Here is a 16,603-nt window from a genome sequence, read left to right on the forward strand (position 1 = left end):
TACCTTAAGAGCCGTCCTGTTAAGGCAGCCCACTTTTTATATATTAATTAATAGTAATCTTGTATTATTTCATACAAAATAGGTACTAGTATCTATCCTTCTTCTTGTTTACAATAAGGATATACATATGTATCGTTCTACTATTACATGTGAATATTTGAACAAGTCGAAAGGAAGGTTTTTATGCCTATGTCAGGTCCCAAGAAAACGAAGAAACGCTGGTTTATGTTATTTCTCTTATTTATCCTCACGGCCATCAACTACCTGGACCGGACGAACATGGCCGTCGCCGCGTCCAGTATGAGTCAGGAGCTCGGTTTCAATGCCGCCACGATGGGGCTGTTGTTCTCAGCCTTTTCCTGGTCGTACGGCCTCATGCAGATTCCCGGCGGCTGGTTCATCGAACGCTTCGGCTCGCGTATCGCTTATACGGCGTCTTTGTTCTTCTGGTCCCTGTTCACCATGTTCATGGGCATCGGCCGTTCCTTTGCCGCCCTCTTTGGCATCCGCCTGGCCATCGGTGCCGCTGAAGCGCCGGCCTTCCCGACGAACAGCCGTGTCGTCGCCACCTGGTTCCCATCCCACGAACGGGCTACGGCTACGTCGATTTACACGGCCGGTGAATTCATCGGCCTGGCTTTCCTGACGCCGGTCCTGTTCTGGATCCTGGAAAATTATGGCTGGCGGGAAATCTTCTATGTCACCGGTTTCGTCGGCATCGTAGCCAGCCTCTTCTGGTACTTTCTCTACCGTGACCCTGGTGCCAAGTCCGGCGCCAACGAAGCAGAACTGGCTTATATCCGCGAAGGCGGCGGCTTGGGAAGCCAGGCGTCGGAAAAACAGAAGATAACCTGGTCCCAGATTACAGAACTCTTCAAGCATCGTCAGCTCCTGGGTATTTACCTGGGACAGTTCGCCAATACGAGTACGATGTTCTTCTTTCTGACCTGGTTCCCGACGTATCTGGTCATGTCCAAGAACCTGCCTTTACTGAAAGCCGGAATCTACGCCGTCATCCCCTATATCGGCGCCCTCATCGGCGTCCTGCTGGGCGGCTATTGGTCTGACTCGATGCTGCGCCACGGCAGTTCCCTCTCCAAGGCCCGCAAACTGCCCATCATCTGCGGTCTCCTCTGCTCGATGACCATTATGAGCGCCAATTACTTCGATTCCCTCAACGCCATCATCACGGTCATGGCCATCGCCTTCTTCGGCCAAGGCATGGCAGCCATCGTCTGGAGTACCGTCGGCGACGTCGCCCCGTCCCATTCGGTCGGCCTGGCCGGCGGCGTCTTCAACTTCATCGGCAATCTGGCCGGCATTATCACGCCCATCGTCATCGGCTTCATCGTCCAGGCGACCGGCTCTTTTGTCGGCGCCATGATTTTCGTCGGATGTATCGCCGCCTTAGGCGTCTTCTCCTTCATCTTCATCGTCGGCGATATCCACCGGATAGAAGGCTGATTACAAAGCTCCGCGCTGCCAGCGGGATAAGAGGAAATTACGGAAACGTTCTACGACAGGCAATACTTGGGATTGACGCAGAAGGGCTAAAAAAAGGCAGCGTCGTTCAAATGAATCAGCAATGGGTATCCGATCGAGGTCATAATATTGCAACGTATAAAAATCAGGTAATATCGCAACGCCATAGCCAGCTGCTACGAAGCCGGCCATGGCGTTGTCTTCTTCTACGTGGCAGGCCACTTTCAAATGGACGTCAGCCTGGTCCAGGAGCTCCTGTATCATCTTATGAAGGCCACTGCTCTTATCGAAAGCGATGATAGGATATGGTTCTAATTCCTTTAAGGATACGGAACCGCGATTACTCAGGGGATGGCCTTTGGGGACGGCGACGACCAGCTCTTCTTCAGCAACGGGATAAAAGACGACATCCGGTTCATTTTTGACAGCCGAGCAAAGGGCGGCATCGATTTTTTCCTCTTTCAATTCCTTGATGAGCGCTGCCGTCGTCCCCTGATGGAAGTCAAAGGTGATACCACTATTGCCCTCGACCGCCTGGAACTGGGTCACCATTTCCGGAACCAATGTATAGCCCATGGTATAAATGAACCCCAGTGTAATTTTCCCCTGGTCCGGCCGCGTATAGGCCTTCATCAAGTCGACACCGCGGCCGAGTTCCTGCAGCGACCGCTTGACATAGGGCAGAAACAGATGACCATACTTATTCAAATAAATATTACGTCCCCGTTTTTCAAAGAGCTGGATTCCCAGCTCTTTTTCCATGTCCCGGATAGCCCGGTTCAAACTCGGTTCCGTAATATACAAAGCTTCGGCCGCTTTTCGATAATGTTCAGTCTCGGCCAATTTCAAGAAGTATTGAAGTTGCTTCAAATTCATAGTTTTCTCCTTTTACATACGTATTTATCATAGTATGTGACGATATTCAATAAATCAATAGTTTTATTAAGCGTATTTTCCACAAAACAACTATTAATAAAACTTTTCGCAGTGATAGAACTATTCGTTTGCCAAACCATTATAAGGATACTGTCCTTCGCTATTTTATGCGCTTATTCAAGAGCTGTATCACTCTACTACCGAAGACAGCCGGCATCCCCTAAGACGGTTTACAAGGTTATTGTATCATTTTTGATAGCTTTTTTAAACTATTTTTTCTTATTTTAAGAAATTGTGCTATTAGATTTCTCTCCGTATAATAAAAGCGTAACGAGAACATAGTTCTATATTTCACATAACACTGTTTCTATATATGAAGGAGGAACTCACTTTATGAGTCAGCACTATCCGCACATTTTTGAACCGTTCACTGTCAAACGCACGACCTTCCGCAACCGCGTCGTCATGCCGCCGATGGGTTCAAATCTGGCCACCTTTACCGGTGAAGTTTCGGAAGAAATGAAAAACTACTACGGTCTCCGCGCCCGCGGCGGTACAGCCCTGATCACCGTCGAAAACGCCTGTATCGACTATCCCCTGGCTACGAACGGGACCAAACAGCTGCGCATCGACAATAAGCAGTTCATCCCGGGTCTTTACGAATTGACAGAACGCATCCACCGCTATGGCGCCCTGGCTTCGATTCAGCTCAACCACGCCGGCGCTTCGGCTTATCCGGAAAGATTGAATGGTCTCCAGTCCGTCTCGTCGTCGTCGGTTCCTTCCAAAGAAGGCAACCCGGCACCGCGTCCGCTGGAAAAATGCGAAATCCTCAACATCGTCCAGAAATATGCAGAAGCCGCTCAGCGCGCTGTCCAGGCAGGCTTCGATATGGTCGAAATCCACGGGGGCCATTCGTACCTCCTGGACCAGTTCTTATCGCCGTATTACAACAAACGGACGGATGAATTCGGTGGCTCTTACGAAAACCGGGCCCGCTTCGCCCGCCTCGTCGTTGAAGCCGTCCGCAAAGTCGTCGGCCCGTGGGTTCCTATTTCCTTCCGCATCTCGGCTGATGAATTCATCGAAGGCGGCAATACCTTGGACGATACGCTGAAACTCCTGGAATACATCGAACCGGAAGTCGATATCATCAACGTTTCCGCCGCCGTCAACGACTCCATCCAGTACCAGATCGACAAATGCGACCTGCCTGACGCCTGGCGTGCGTACCTGTCGGAAGCGGTAAAGAAGAAATTCAATAAACCGGTCATCATTTCCGGCAACATCCGCAATCCCCAGGTAGCCGACCAGATTATCGCCGAAGGCAAGACGGACTTCATCGCCATCGGCCGCGGCCTCATCGCTGATCCTGATTGGGCCCGCAAAGCGCAGAGCGGCCGTACCTGCGACATCCGCAAGTGTATTTCCTGCAACATCGGCTGTGCCGATCACCGCATCGCCAAATCCCAGCCGATCCGCTGCACGGTGAACCCGGCTGTCTGCGGTGGCGAGGCTTATAAAAAGCAGAAAGTCACGCGCGACATCCACGTCGTCGTCATCGGCGGCGGTACATCCGGATTGGAAGCTGCCTGCACGGCTGCTGAAGTCGGCTGCCGCGTCACCCTCATCGAACGGGAAGGCGAAGTTGGCGGCTTAGCCCGCAAAATCGCCCGCTTCCCGGAAAAGAGCCGCATCGAAGATTTCCCGGCTTATCTCGAACACCGCGCTGCTCAGCTGCCGAACCTGACCATCAAATTGAACACGACGGCAACCAAAGAAATACTGGCGGAACTCAAGCCGGATATCCTCTACGCTGCTACGGGTTCCAAGCCGATGCTGCCGCCTATCGAAGGCTTGCGCGAACTGACCGATGCCGAAGGTTCCAACATCCGTTCCATCTACGGCTTCATGGACAACATCCCTTACTATGAAGCCAATGCTGAAGGCAAGAAAGTCGTCATCATTGGCTGCGGGGCTGTCGGCCTGGACGTCATGGAATTCTTCACCCTGCGCAAAGCCGACGTCGCCATGATTGAAATGATGCCGTCCTTCGGTAAGGATGCCGACATCGTTTCTAAATCGACGTTCAAAGAACTCTTGGCAACTCATCCTGTCGATATGCATCTCGGCACGGCATTGCAGAAAGTCTGCCCGGACAAATTCATCGCATCCCACAACGGTGAATCTGCCGAATACCCCTTTGACTACGGTTTCATCTGCATGGGCCTCGTCCCGGATATCCCGGCTGACGATCCTTTCAAAACGTATGCCGAAGAACAGGGCATCCCCTTCTGCAACCTCGGCAATAGCCGCAAGACGGGCCAGATTATCCACGGCACGGAATTGGGCCGCAATATCGTCGCTACCATCGATATGATTGGCGGCTTCGACGATTAAGATTTTTCTTCATCGTTCATCGTTCATCGTAAAGTTTTCTCTTATATTCTTTGCGATGAACGGATGACGACGAACATCATTTCATTGATTTTTTTGTGCAATACCATGTGAAAATTAACACATGTATTTATAATCATTAACTATTAGGAGGATTTTATCATGGGTAAAATTGCAGTTACAGAACGCGTTACAGGGCATACGGAATTAATCGGTCTCATCGCTTATCCGATCCGTCACAGCATGTCTCCGACCATGCACAACGAAGCCTTCAAAAAACTCGGCCTCGACTATGTCTACGTCTGCTTTGAAGTCGACAACTCGACGCTGGAAGACACGGTCAAAGGCCTGCGCGCTATGAAAGTCCGCGGCTGGAACGTCTCCATGCCGAATAAAGGGCCGATCACGCAGTATCTCGATAAATTGTCGCCGGCATCCCAGATCATCGGCGCCTGCAACACCGTCGTCAACGACAACGGCGTCCTGACCGGTACGATTACCGACGGCATCGGTGCCATGCAGGCCCTCAAAGACGAAGGCGTCGAATATGTCGGCAAAAAAATGGTCGTTATCGGGGCTGGCGGCGCAGCTACAGCTATCGAAGTACAGGCAGCCCTCGATGGCGTCCGCGAACTGACGATTTTCAACCGCGCCGACGAATTCTACGCTCACGGCGAAGAAACCGTCAAGAAACTGCGTGAACGCACGGACTGCATCGTCAACATCTATCCTCTCGAAGACCATGCCAAATTGAAAGAAGAACTGGACAGCGCCGATATCTATATCGACAGCACATCGTGCGGCATGAAACCGTTAGAAGATGTCGTAGCCATCCCTGACAAATCCTACCTCCGTCCGGACTTGGTCGTCATGGATACGGTCTATGCTCCGCGCCAGACGAAACTCATGAAATGGTGCGACGAAGTAGGCTGCAAAAACTTCAACGGCCTTGGCATGATGCTCTATCAGGGTGCTGCTGCCTTCAAACTCTGGACTGGCAAAGAAATGCCTGTTGACTTCATCAAAGACGTACTTTTCTAAAAATCGCCTAAAGGAGAATTTTCTCATGGAACAGACACATTCCTACCGTCCCTTATGCCTCAGCCTGTATTTGAACTATTTCGTACATGGCATTGGCGTCATCATCTTGGCACAGAACATGGATGCCCTGGCAGCTCGCTGGGGCAGTATCGCCGACGTCGCTTGGGTCATCTCCATGCTCGGCATCGGCCGCCTCATCGTCTTATTCGTATCGGGCAAATTATCCGATAAATATGGCCGCAAACCGTTTGTCCTGCTCGGCATGATCACGTATATCGCCTTCTTTGTCGGTATCCTGCTCAGTCCGACGTCGACAGTCGCCTGCGTTTTCGGTATCCTGGCCGGGATTGCCAACTCTTTCCTCGACGCTGGTACCTATCCCGCGCTGATTGAATCCTATCCGGACAGTGCCAGCACAGTTACGGTCCTCTTGAAAGCCTTCATCTCGGCTGGCCAGTTCCTGCTCCCCCTGTTCATCGGCATTCTGGTATCGATGAACGCCTGGTACGGCTGGTCTTTCATCGTAGCGGCTGTCATCCTGGCCCTCAATATCCCGGTGATGATGAAAATGGGCTTCCCCTCTATGAATCCGGCTGAAGAAGCCAAAGAAGAAGGGAAAGACGTGGCTGCTGCTTCGTGGGTACCGAAATCCAAATGGTATCTCGAAGGTATCTGCTTCGTCCTCTATGGGTATATTTCCCAGGCTACGTTCTACCTCATCAGCCAGTGGCTCACGAAATACGGTGCATCCGTTGCCCAGATGTCTGATATGGCAGCCCGTTCTCTCATGAGCTACTATTCGGTCGGTTCTCTGGCCTGCGTATTCTTCACAGCCTTCATCACGAAAAAAGGTATCCGTCCGATTACACTTCTCGTCGCCTATACCCTCATTTCTACACTCTCCATCAGTGGCCTCTACTTCATCCCGTCGAGTTCGCTGGCTCCTATTTTCTCGTTCATCGTCGGCTTCTCGGCTGCTGGCGGCGTTATGCAGCTCGGCCTGGTCATGATGACGGAAATGTTCCCGAAAGGCAAAGGCACGATGACCGGTATCTTCTATACGACGGGTTCCATCGCATCTTTCACTATCCCCGTCATTACAGGCTATATGGCTGACAGCGGCATCAACAGCATCATGGGCCTCGATGCGGCTATCGCCCTGGCAGGTTTCATCATTGCCTGCATCATCTATGTACGCTATAATAGCGTCATGAAAGAAAAACCCGCTGCATAAGTTATATTAGGAGGAATTTAAATTATGGTTAAAATCGGCAATGTTACCCTCGATAATGGTATGCCTAAAATCTGCATTCCTATCGTCGGCCATACGGTTGATGAACTCGTCCAGGAATGCCGCTATCTCCAGGATAAAGTCTACGACGTCGTCGAACTGCGCATCGACTTCTTGAAAGACGTCACGTCCCTCGAGGCTGTCGGCAAAGCTTTGGCTGCCGTCCGCCAGGAACTGCCGAACGGCGCTATCCTGTTCACGTTCCGCACCAAAGAAGAAGGCGGCGAAACAGAAGTGCCCGAAAGCTACTATTTCGATCTCATCGACTACGCTGTCAAAAGCGGTAAAATCGATGCTGTCGACGTCGAATACTTCCGCGACCGTGCCAGCATCGAAAAAGTTCTGGCCGTCGCCAAAGAACACGGCGTCACGGTCATCATGAGCAACCACGACTTCGATAAGACACCGTCCTTCGACGAAATCACAGGCCGCCTCATTGGCATGAAAAAGCTCGGTGCTGACGTCGCTAAACTGGCCTGCATGCCCAACTCGGCCAAAGACGTCCTGACCCTTTTGTCGGCAACAGAAGCCGTCAAATCCCAGTATCCGGATGAACCGATCATCACCATGTCCATGGGCAAACTCGGTGCCATCAGCCGCATCAGCGGTGAAATCTTCGGCTCTGCCCTGACCTTTGGTTCGGCTAAAAAGGCCTCCGCTCCAGGCCAGCTGGAAGTCACGACGTTGCAGCAAATCCTGCGTGCCCTTCACTCCTAATCAGGGTACGGCTTAAAGAGATAATCACATAAGCAAAGGGCCTGGCTCGATTCATTCGTGCGCAGGCCCTTTTTATCCGCCTTCTTTACATTGACATTCCCTATCCACTCGTTATAATGTTAAAGTATCCGTAAAAAAAGAGCCTCGAAGGGGACGATAATAATGGCGAAAGAAAAGCTATGGACAGGCCCATTCATATCGATGGGCAGTACAAATTTTTTTCAACTCATGACCCAGTATATTTTAGTGACGACCTTGCCGCTTTGCATCATCAACACGTTCCAAGGCAGCGAAATCGAAGCCGGTCTGGCCATGACTTTTTTCCAGATTGGCACAAGCCTGTTCCGGCCTGCAGCCGGTTATTTTGTCGATAAAGAAAACAAGCGCCATTTGCTTCTTTTTTCCCTGATTGTTTTCCTCATCATTATCGGTGCTTTCAATGGGATTGAAAATGTAGCCGAAATTTATGGGCTGAGATTGCTCCACGGCATTATTTTCGCCCTGGCTACGACGACGGCTGCATCCATTGCCGTCCTAGTCATCCCGGCTTCACGCCGTGGTGAAGGAATCGGATATTTTTCAGTCACGACGAATTTAGCCATGGTCATTGGTCCGCTGGCCGGACTCCTGTTATATAATGCGTTAGGCATGTCTGGTCTGTTTTTATCCTTGACCATCCTCGCCATCCTGACCTTGATCATCGCAGCCATCGTACCACTTCCTGCCTCCGTCGTAAAACCCGTCCCCATGCTTCATAACGAACCGATATGGGCCCATATTGTAGAAAAGAAATCGTTGCCAGCGTCCCTGCTGGGTGGCATGGTATTCTTTGCTTACGGCGGCATCCTCACCTTTATTCCGTTGTATGCCTCTTTTCTGGGACTAGCTGACAGTACAGGCCTGTTTTTCGCTATCTTTGCCTTAGTCATCGTCCTCAGCCGTCCTATCGTCGGCAACGTCTTTGACCGAATGGGGGCCAGTGCCATCGTTTATCCTGGCTTCATCATCTTCATGGCCGGTTTCATCTTTTTCAGCCAAGTTTCTTCGCAGCTCATGTTCCTGCTTGCCGCTGCCATTCTCGGACTCGGCTTTGGAGCACTGAGTCCCGCTTTTCAGACTTTAGCCATTCAAAGTGTCCCGCCAGAACGCGCCGGTGCCGCAACGGCTACATACTTTTGGTTCCTCGATATCTTCGTCGGACTGGCTGCCATGCTGCTCGGTTTTGTAGCCAAACTCTTTGGATATATGCTGTTATACGGGGGAATCTGTACAGCCGTTACAGCCGTCGCAATGATTTTATATTATTTTTTATTTACCCGCTCTGCTCGTCAAGCATAGCCATTACCTTCAGGAGGAATTTTTTATGGGCAAAATTGCCATTACCGAACGCGTCACAGGTCATACGGAACTCATTGGCCTCATCGCTTATCCCATCCGTCACAGCATGTCTCCAACGATGCACAACGAAGCCTTCAAGAAATTAGGGCTCGATTATGTCTATGTCTGCTTTGAAGTCGATAATTCGACGCTGGAAGACACCGTCAAAGGGCTGCGGGCCATGAAAGTCCGGGGCTGGAATGTTTCCATGCCCAACAAAGGGCCGATTACCCGCTATGTCGATAAATTGACACCGGTATCACAAATCGTCGGTGCCTGCAATACCGTCGTCAATGACAACGGGGTTCTCACCGGGACTAGTACGGATGGTATCGGCGCGATGATGGCCCTGAAAGCGCACGGTGTCGACTATATCGACAAAAAAATGACCGTCATCGGTGCCGGCGGTGCCGCATCCTCCATCCAGGTACAGGCAGCGCTCGATGGCGTCCGGGAACTCACGATTTTCAACTTAAAAGATAAATTCTATGACCAGGCCATCGAGCTGGTCGCCAAACTGAAAGACCAGACAGATTGCACGGTTAACCTCTATGACCTGGCCGACCACGAACGACTGCGTCAGGAGCTGGATAGCAGTGATATCTATATCGATGCCACGCCCTGTGGGATGCACCCGCTGGAAAAGGTCGTATCCATTCCCGACCCATCGTATCTGCATCCCGGCCTGGTCGTCATGGATACGGTCTATGCCCCACGTCAAACAAAACTCCTGAAATGGGCAGAACAGGCAGGCTGTCAGAATTTCAATGGTTTAGACATGATGCTCTACCAGGGCGCTGCGGCCTTTAAATTGTGGACGGGAAAAGAAATGCCCGTCGACTTCATCCGCGATGTCCTATTTGATGAATAAAGAAAAGGCGCTGTCCTATAAGGACAGCGCCTTTTCTTTATTAGTCTAAATCTTTTATGAGTTCTTCAAAGACATCGAGAACTTCTTCGATGGTCTTATTGTTAGGCACGCGGTAATCGGCAGCATTGCGGTAGAGGGCAATGCGTTCGTCGTAGAGGTCGTAGACTTTCTGCTTGCCGTCTTTCAGCAGCGGCCGCGTCGATACGTCGACGTCGCTGACGATGTCGTCGGGCGAGCGGTCGAGGAAGAAGACCGTGCCGGTTTTCTTGAAGATGTCCATGTTTTCCGAGCGTTTGACGACGCCGCCGCCACAGGCGACGACGATGCCCGATTTTTTTGCCAGGGACTGGCTGGCCCGGACTTCGGCATCGCGGAAGCAATCTTCACTGACGGCGAAGAGTTCCGGGATGGTCTTGCCTTCCTGTTCGACGATGACGTCGTCGGCGTCGTAGAAGTCACGGCCCAGGCGCTGTGCCAGGGCTTTGCCGAATGTTGTTTTGCCGCTGCCGGGCATACCGATGATGATAATGTTCCGTTTATTATTCATAGTAATGTTCCATCTCCTTAGCGATTTGTTCGATGACCGAGAACGGGATGTCCCGGCCCATCCAGATTTCTTCTGAACCGATGGCCTGAGCGACGAGCATGTACATACCGTTCAGGGTCTTGGCGCCATGACGGCGGGCCGCTTGCAATATCTGTGTGTCTTTCGGGTTGTAGACGATGTCGACGACAGCCGGGAATGTCGCAATGATCCGTTCCGATACGGGACAGCCATTGACGTCGGGGAACATGCCGACTGGCGTACAGTTGACCAGGACGTCGCCGCCTTGGGAAAGTTCAAAATCCTGGTAGTCGATGGTATCGGCACCGACGGTCTTGGTGAAGGCGTCGAATTCCGTCTTCGAGTGGGGATGACGGGATACGACGGTAATCGACTTGGCACCGCTATCGGACAGGTACTGGATGATGGCGCGGGCACCGCCGCCGGAACCGAGGACGACGCAGTCCTTTTCTTTGACGCCGATTCCGGCATGGTCCAGGGAGCGGCCGAATCCGCCGTAATCCGTATTATAGCCGAAGGTCCCATGGTCGGTGAAGTGAATCGTATTGACGGCGCCGATGATACGGGCTTCGCGGGAAATATCCGTCAAGTACGGCATGACGTCGAGTTTATAAGGGATGGTGACATTCGCTCCCGTATACCCTTCGTCGCGCAGGCGCTGAAGTTCATTGGGGATATCGTTGCGGTCCATTTCCAGGACGCCGTACTGATGCTGCCCCTCAACCTGTAAGATTCTGAATAATTTTTCGTGGATGGCCGGGGAAGCCGTATGGCCTAACTTAGCCCCGATGACGCCTAATTTCATCTACATTCCCTCCTTGATCGGATACGTAATTCCCTAAGATTTTAAAATAATTGCAGTGTTCTGCCAGATTATGCAGGACCCGGGCTGTCGCCGGGTTGCGCAGGTTGCCCATGACATCGATGTGGAAGAAATATTCAAAGGGCCGCCCTTTTAGGGGCCGCGATTCCAGATGAGTCATGTTCATGCCGTTATAGAAGAAGTAGCCCAGGACGTGATACAAAGCGCCCGGCCGATGCTGGGTCGTCAGGACCAAGGTGATTTTATCGGCGGCAGGGTCCTCTTCCATATCAGCCGCGATGATGAAGAACCGCGTATAATTCAGATTATTATCATTAATATGTTCCACCAGGACATCGAGACCATACATCTCAGCCGCCGTCTTGTTGGCGATGGCCGCAATATGGGGATCCTGCATCTTTTGTACTTGTTCCGCACTCTGGGAAGTGCTGAAATAAGGGTGGAGCTGCCATTCGCTGTGATGCTTGAGGTAGCTCCGGCACTGATTGAGTCCCTGCGGATGGGAATAGACTTCGCGGATGTCTTCGAGTTTCGCTCCCGGCAGGGTCAAGAGGCAGTGCTCTACTTTGACGTATTTTTCGCCGACGACGCAGCAGTCATAGCGGTGGATGAGGTCGTAAACATCGGTGATGCCGCCAGTCGATGAATTTTCGATGGGCAGGACGCCGTAACGGGCCTGACGGGTAGCGACGGCCTGGACGACGTCTTCAAAATGGGACCCGTAGGCCGGTGAAATCTGCCGGCCTGCAAAATAGCTCTTCATAGCTTCATACGTATATGATCCGGGCTGGCCGAAGCAGGCGATGTTCAATGGCATATCTTCAGAAGCATCCATTACCAGCACCGCCCTTTCTCGGACAGGCAGACGTCGAGGATGGCCCAGGCCGCTGCCGCTTCGACGACAGGGATGGCCCGCTGGACGATGCAGGGATCATGCCGCCCCTTGATGACGAGGTCGCAGTTTTCCTTCGTATCCGTGTCGATGGTTTCCTGCTTTTGACTGATCGATGCCGTCGGCTTGACGGCCAGGCGGAAGACGACGGGCATGCCGTTGGTGATGCCGCCGTTGATGCCGCCGTTGTGATTGGTCCGCGTCTTGACGATATCACCATCGTAATAAAAGGCATCATTGGCCTGAGAGCCGCGGAGTTCTGCCAGGGAGAAGCCGTCGCCGAATTCAATGCCTTTGACGGCCGGTACGGAGAACATCATGTGGCTGAGCTGGCTTTCGACGGAATCGAAGAATGGGTCACCTATGCCGGCAGGAAGGCCTGTCACCATACATTCAATGACACCGCCGACGGAATCGAGGTCGTTCTTGGCGGCCAATATCTGTGCCTCCATCAGTCCGGCCTGGGCTTTATCGAGGACGGGCAGTGTTTCTTGTTTCAAGGCCTGCAAAGTGTCCCTCGTTTCTCCAGTGGCATTGAATGGCTTATCGGCAATGCCGGCCAATCGCAAGATATGGGAGCCGATGGTGATGCCGTGGCGGGCCAGTATCTGCGAAGCGACGGCACCAGCAAAGACCAAAGGAGCCGTCAGGCGGCCGGAGAAGTGGCCGCCGCCGCGGTAGTCATTGAAACCGCCATAGCGTATCTTACCGGAATAATCGGCATGGCCCGGCCGCATGAGGTGGCGCAGCTGATCGTAATCACGGGAATGCTGGTCACTGTTGCGGATGACAGCGCACAGCGGCGTCCCCGTCGTATAGCCGTTGAAAAAGCCGCTTTGGATTTCAAAGGCATCTTTTTCTGAACGAGCTGTGGACATTTTATTCTTCCCCGGCGCCCGCCGGGCCATCTCGGTCCGGACAGCATCCCAGTCGATGGCTTCGCCTGACGGCAAGCCGTCGAGGACGGCGCCGATAGAGAGGCCGTGGGATTCACCGAAAATCGTCAGGCCGATTGTCTTGCCAAAGGTATTCATCTTACTCCCCCTCCTTTTGGATGATGCCGCCTAAGGTCTGGAAATCCTGCCAGAATTCCGGATATGATTTGCGGACACATTCGGCTCCTTCGATGCGCAGCGGCTGGCTGCAGCGCTGAGATGCAACGGCCAGGGCCATGGCGATGCGATGGTCATTCCAGCCGCTGACGGTCCCGCCTGTAAAGCCGCCGACACCGTGGATGATGAGACCTTCCGCTTCTTCTTCGACGTCGCCGCCGATTTTGTTGAGCTCAGTGGCCATGGCGTGCAGGCGGTCACATTCTTTCAGCCGGACCCGGCCGGCATGGATGATACGGGTAATACCCTTGGCACAGGAAGCCAGGACGGTCAGGACCGGAACCAGGTCCGGGCAGTCTTCGACGTCGATGACCCGGCCGGCCAGTTCCGACGGGCAAGCCGTCAATTCCGTTTTGCCTTCGACCTGGCCACCCATGTCGCGGATAAGGGATACGATGACTTCGTCGCCTTGAGATGACTTCGAGCGAAGGCCCGTGCAGCAGATGGCCCGGCCCAGGCTGCCGGCAGAAAGCCAGAAAGCGGCTTGCGAATAATCGCCTTCAACGACATAGGTTCCTGCCCGGTAGTGCTGGTTGCCGGGAATCCGATAGGAACCGTCCCATTCTTTATCGATGACGATGCCGTGCTGACGCAGGCAGTCGATGGTCATGTCGACGTAGCTGGCCGATTCCAATGGTGTCGTACTGCGCAGGAGCGAATCGCCGTCGAGGAGAGGCAGGGTCATGAGCAGGCCCGTGAAGAACTGGGAACTGACGTCGCCGGCCAGGGCATACGTCCCGGGCTGCAAGGTCCCGGATACGGTCATAGGCAGGGCCCCTTCCGTCGTTTCATAAGCAATGCCCTTTTCATCGAAGAGTTCATAATACGGCGTCAGCGGCCGTTTGGCCAGGCGGCCTTTGCCGGAAAAAGTAACGGTGTTGCCGCTGAGGATCGCTACGGGAATGAGAAAGCGCAAGGTCGAGCCCGATTCATTGGCATCAACGGCTAACGGCCGGCCCTGGGGCTTCAAACCGCCTTTGACGCGATAGGCCGCCCGTCCTGGATGGGGCGATACGACCGGCGTGATGTCGGCCCCCAAGGCCCGCAGGATATCACATGTCGCTTCGATGTCCTGGGATAAGGAAATGTTGTCGACCAGGCTTTCGCCTTCTGCCAGGGCCGCACAGATGAGGTCGCGGTGGCCGATACTTTTGGAAGAGGGCGCCTCTACTGTCCCCTGCAAATTATGTGGTGTAATGATGACATTCATTGAGCGTCCTTCTTTCGGATGTATTTCGGCAGGTCTTCCGCAGCCAGCGGCAGCAGGCGGCCCTTGCCGATTTCTTTGAGGATGATGAGGGTCATGTGGTTGCCGCGCATCTTCTTGTCATTGCTGATATAAGGGATGAGGTCTTCCGCCGAAGCATCGACGTCGGTCGGCAGGCCATACTGCTTGAGGACCTTGCGCAGCCGCGCCGTCGTCCCGGCTTTCGTCAACCCCATAGCTTCGGTGACGCCAGTCAGCATGGACATGCCGGCAGCGACGCCTTCGCCGTGCGTATAATGGCCGAAGCCGTAACAGCCTTCGATGGCGTGACCGATGGTATGGCCGAAATTCAGGATCATGCGCTCGCCCATGTCGAGGACGTCCCGTTCGACGAGGTCTGCCTTGCTCTGACAGCAGCGTTCGATGATTTCTTCCCAGTGGTCAAAGATGGACTGGTCATCGAGTTTCTCTAAGAGTTCAAAGAGGGCCAGGTCGCGGATACAGCCGTATTTGATGACTTCGCCCATGCCGTCATGGATGAAGCGCTTCGGCAAAGTCCGCAAAAGAGTCGGATCGATGAGGACCCCTTTGGGCTGATAGAAATTGCCGGCCTGGTTCTTGCCGCTGGGAAGGTCGATGCCGACTTTGCCGCCGACACTGCTGTCAACCTGGGAGATGATGGTCGTCGGAATCTGGATAAAGGGAACGCCGCGCAGGAAGGTCGCTGCCGCAAAACCGCCGAGGTCACCGGTGACGCCGCCGCCGAAGGTGATGACGTAGTCGCTGCGGGTAATGCCGGAATCAGAGAGCTGCTGATAGAGGTCGAGGAGCGTTGCCGCACATTTATGTTCTTCCCCGGCCGGGAAGACCAGACGGTGGACGCGGAAGCCGGCACGAGTCAGGGCCGTTTCCAGCCGCTGTCCGTAGAGGGCATCGACGTTGGAATCCGTAATGACGGCCAGGGTCCGCGATTTCGTCAGATTGCGGATATAATCGCCAGCCCGGTCGAGGAGTCCATTTTCAATATGAATATCGTAAGAATCTTTTCCTAAATCAACGTGAATGTGTTTCATGAACTAATTCCCTTCTCCGCATAGCGGCTTGCTGTAAAAATCGGGTCATTCCCTTGGCATCTTCTTCGGCCAGCATCGTCGAAAAAGATTGCAGGGCTGCGCTGAAGCGGTTTATTTCATATAAGAGGTTGTCTTTATTGGATAAGAACAGTTTCGTCCACAATGGCGCATTGATATCGGCTACCCGCGTCCCGTCGCGGAAGCTGCCGGCTACGAAATACTTAGTCAGCGTATTCATGGATTCGCTGTTAACCAGGGCCGTCGCCAGGACGTGAGGCAGGCTGCTGGTATAGGCGATGAAGCGGTCGTGGTCTTCCGGCGTCACGCGGACGACATGGGAACAGCCCAGGGCCATGGCCATATCCTTGACTCCCCGGATATGGTCTTCGTCATTGCCCTCCATGGGGACGAGGATGTAATTGGCGCCGTTGAAGATATCGGCACTGGCCATGGCATACCCCCGGCCTTCGCGGCCTGCCATAGGGTGTCCCGGTACGAAATCGACGCCTTCCGGGAGCAGGGCGGCAATGGCCGTCGCCGTATCCCCTTTGATACCGGCTACATCCGTCAAGACCGCCCCCGGTGCAAAGAAGGCTTTATTCTCTGCCAGGAAACGTATCATCACATCGGCGGCCGTACAAAAGATGACCAGGTCTGCCTGCTTCAGGGCTTCATTACCTGCCGTATAGATTTCATCGACCATGCCTTCCTGTTTAGCCTGCTGAAGAGCTTTTTCATCAGGGTCGACGGCGATGATATGCCGGACGCCGATGCGCCGCAGGCCGCGGGCGTAGGAACCGCCGATAAGGCCCAGACCGACGATGGCCACTGTCTGTTTCGTATTAAAACCACTAGCTTCCTTATCCATGATTGTCTCCC

Annotated in this window: 15 protein-coding genes; 7 read left to right on the top strand and 8 right to left on the bottom strand. The window is 53.3% G+C overall.

Annotated features, from left to right (window positions below):
• Nucleotides 1-225: 225 nt before the first annotated feature.
• Nucleotides 226-1,464, top strand: coding sequence for an MFS transporter (locus tag ACE418_RS06425; RefSeq protein ID WP_416449833.1), 1,239 nt, complete (start codon nt 226-228; stop codon nt 1,462-1,464).
• On the opposite strand, the gene ACE418_RS06430 is transcribed toward ACE418_RS06425, so the two are convergent.
• Nucleotides 1,465-2,358 (bottom strand): LysR family transcriptional regulator, encoded by an 894-nt coding sequence (locus tag ACE418_RS06430; RefSeq protein ID WP_416449834.1) that lies wholly within the window; start codon nt 2,356-2,358, stop codon nt 1,465-1,467.
• Between the two features lie 393 nt (nt 2,359-2,751).
• On the opposite strand from ACE418_RS06430, the gene ACE418_RS06435 reads away from it, so the two are divergent.
• From ACE418_RS06435 to ACE418_RS06460, 6 genes are all read left to right on the top strand, one after another.
• Complete coding sequence (locus ACE418_RS06435) at nt 2,752-4,758, top strand: oxidoreductase (RefSeq protein ID WP_416449836.1); 2,007 nt, start codon at nt 2,752-2,754, stop codon at nt 4,756-4,758.
• Nucleotides 4,759-4,917: 159 nt separating this feature from the next.
• On the top strand, nt 4,918-5,796 hold the full coding sequence (locus tag ACE418_RS06440) for a shikimate dehydrogenase (protein WP_416449837.1): 879 nt from the start codon (nt 4,918-4,920) through the stop codon (nt 5,794-5,796).
• A gap of 25 nt (nt 5,797-5,821) precedes the next feature.
• Nucleotides 5,822-7,030, top strand: a complete 1,209-nt coding sequence (locus ACE418_RS06445) for an MFS transporter (protein ID WP_416449838.1) — start codon at nt 5,822-5,824, stop codon at nt 7,028-7,030.
• A gap of 24 nt (nt 7,031-7,054) precedes the next feature.
• Nucleotides 7,055-7,804 carry a type I 3-dehydroquinate dehydratase gene (gene aroD / locus ACE418_RS06450; protein WP_416449839.1) on the top strand — a complete coding sequence of 250 codons (750 nt, stop codon included), beginning with the start codon at nt 7,055-7,057 and terminating at the stop codon, nt 7,802-7,804.
• Nucleotides 7,805-8,005: 201 nt separating this feature from the next.
• Nucleotides 8,006-9,142, top strand: coding sequence for an MFS transporter (locus ACE418_RS06455; protein WP_416449840.1), 1,137 nt, complete (start codon nt 8,006-8,008; stop codon nt 9,140-9,142).
• 25 nt (nt 9,143-9,167) lie between these two features.
• Nucleotides 9,168-10,052, top strand: a complete 885-nt coding sequence (locus ACE418_RS06460; RefSeq protein WP_416449841.1) for a shikimate dehydrogenase — start codon at nt 9,168-9,170, stop codon at nt 10,050-10,052.
• Nucleotides 10,053-10,092: 40 nt separating this feature from the next.
• Here ACE418_RS06460 and ACE418_RS06465 read toward each other — a convergent pair whose 3' ends face one another.
• The 7 genes from ACE418_RS06465 to ACE418_RS06495 are packed head-to-tail and all read right to left on the bottom strand — an operon-like array spanning nt 10,093 to nt 16,592.
• On the bottom strand, nt 10,093-10,599 hold the full coding sequence (locus tag ACE418_RS06465) for a shikimate kinase (RefSeq protein WP_416449842.1): 507 nt from the start codon (nt 10,597-10,599) through the stop codon (nt 10,093-10,095).
• The gene (locus ACE418_RS06470) at nt 10,592-11,422 is read right to left on the bottom strand and encodes a shikimate dehydrogenase family protein (protein ID WP_416449843.1); all 831 of its coding nucleotides are present in this window, start codon (nt 11,420-11,422) and stop codon (nt 10,592-10,594) included. The genes ACE418_RS06465 and ACE418_RS06470 overlap by 8 nt, the downstream gene beginning before the upstream one ends.
• The gene (gene pheA / locus ACE418_RS06475; RefSeq protein WP_416449844.1) at nt 11,397-12,275 is read right to left on the bottom strand and encodes a prephenate dehydratase; all 879 of its coding nucleotides are present in this window, start codon (nt 12,273-12,275) and stop codon (nt 11,397-11,399) included. Before pheA ends, ACE418_RS06470 begins: the two co-directional genes overlap by 26 nt.
• A complete protein-coding gene (aroC, locus tag ACE418_RS06480) occupies nt 12,275-13,366 on the bottom strand; it encodes a chorismate synthase (RefSeq protein WP_416449845.1) in 1,092 nt (363 codons plus the stop codon). Before aroC ends, pheA begins: the two co-directional genes overlap by 1 nt.
• A gap of 1 nt (nt 13,367) precedes the next feature.
• Nucleotides 13,368-14,654: a 3-phosphoshikimate 1-carboxyvinyltransferase gene (gene aroA, locus ACE418_RS06485; RefSeq protein WP_416449846.1), complete on the bottom strand. Its 1,287-nt coding sequence runs from the start codon at nt 14,652-14,654 to the stop codon at nt 13,368-13,370.
• On the bottom strand, nt 14,651-15,724 hold the full coding sequence (gene aroB, locus ACE418_RS06490) for a 3-dehydroquinate synthase (RefSeq protein WP_416449847.1): 1,074 nt from the start codon (nt 15,722-15,724) through the stop codon (nt 14,651-14,653). Before aroB ends, aroA begins: the two co-directional genes overlap by 4 nt.
• The gene (locus ACE418_RS06495) at nt 15,705-16,592 is read right to left on the bottom strand and encodes a prephenate dehydrogenase (RefSeq protein WP_416449848.1); all 888 of its coding nucleotides are present in this window, start codon (nt 16,590-16,592) and stop codon (nt 15,705-15,707) included. The genes aroB and ACE418_RS06495 overlap by 20 nt, the downstream gene beginning before the upstream one ends.
• Nucleotides 16,593-16,603 lie beyond the last annotated feature (11 nt).

This window comes from Megasphaera jansseni (assembly GCF_047974155.1).
Classification (GTDB): Bacteria; Bacillota; Negativicutes; order Veillonellales; family Megasphaeraceae; genus Megasphaera.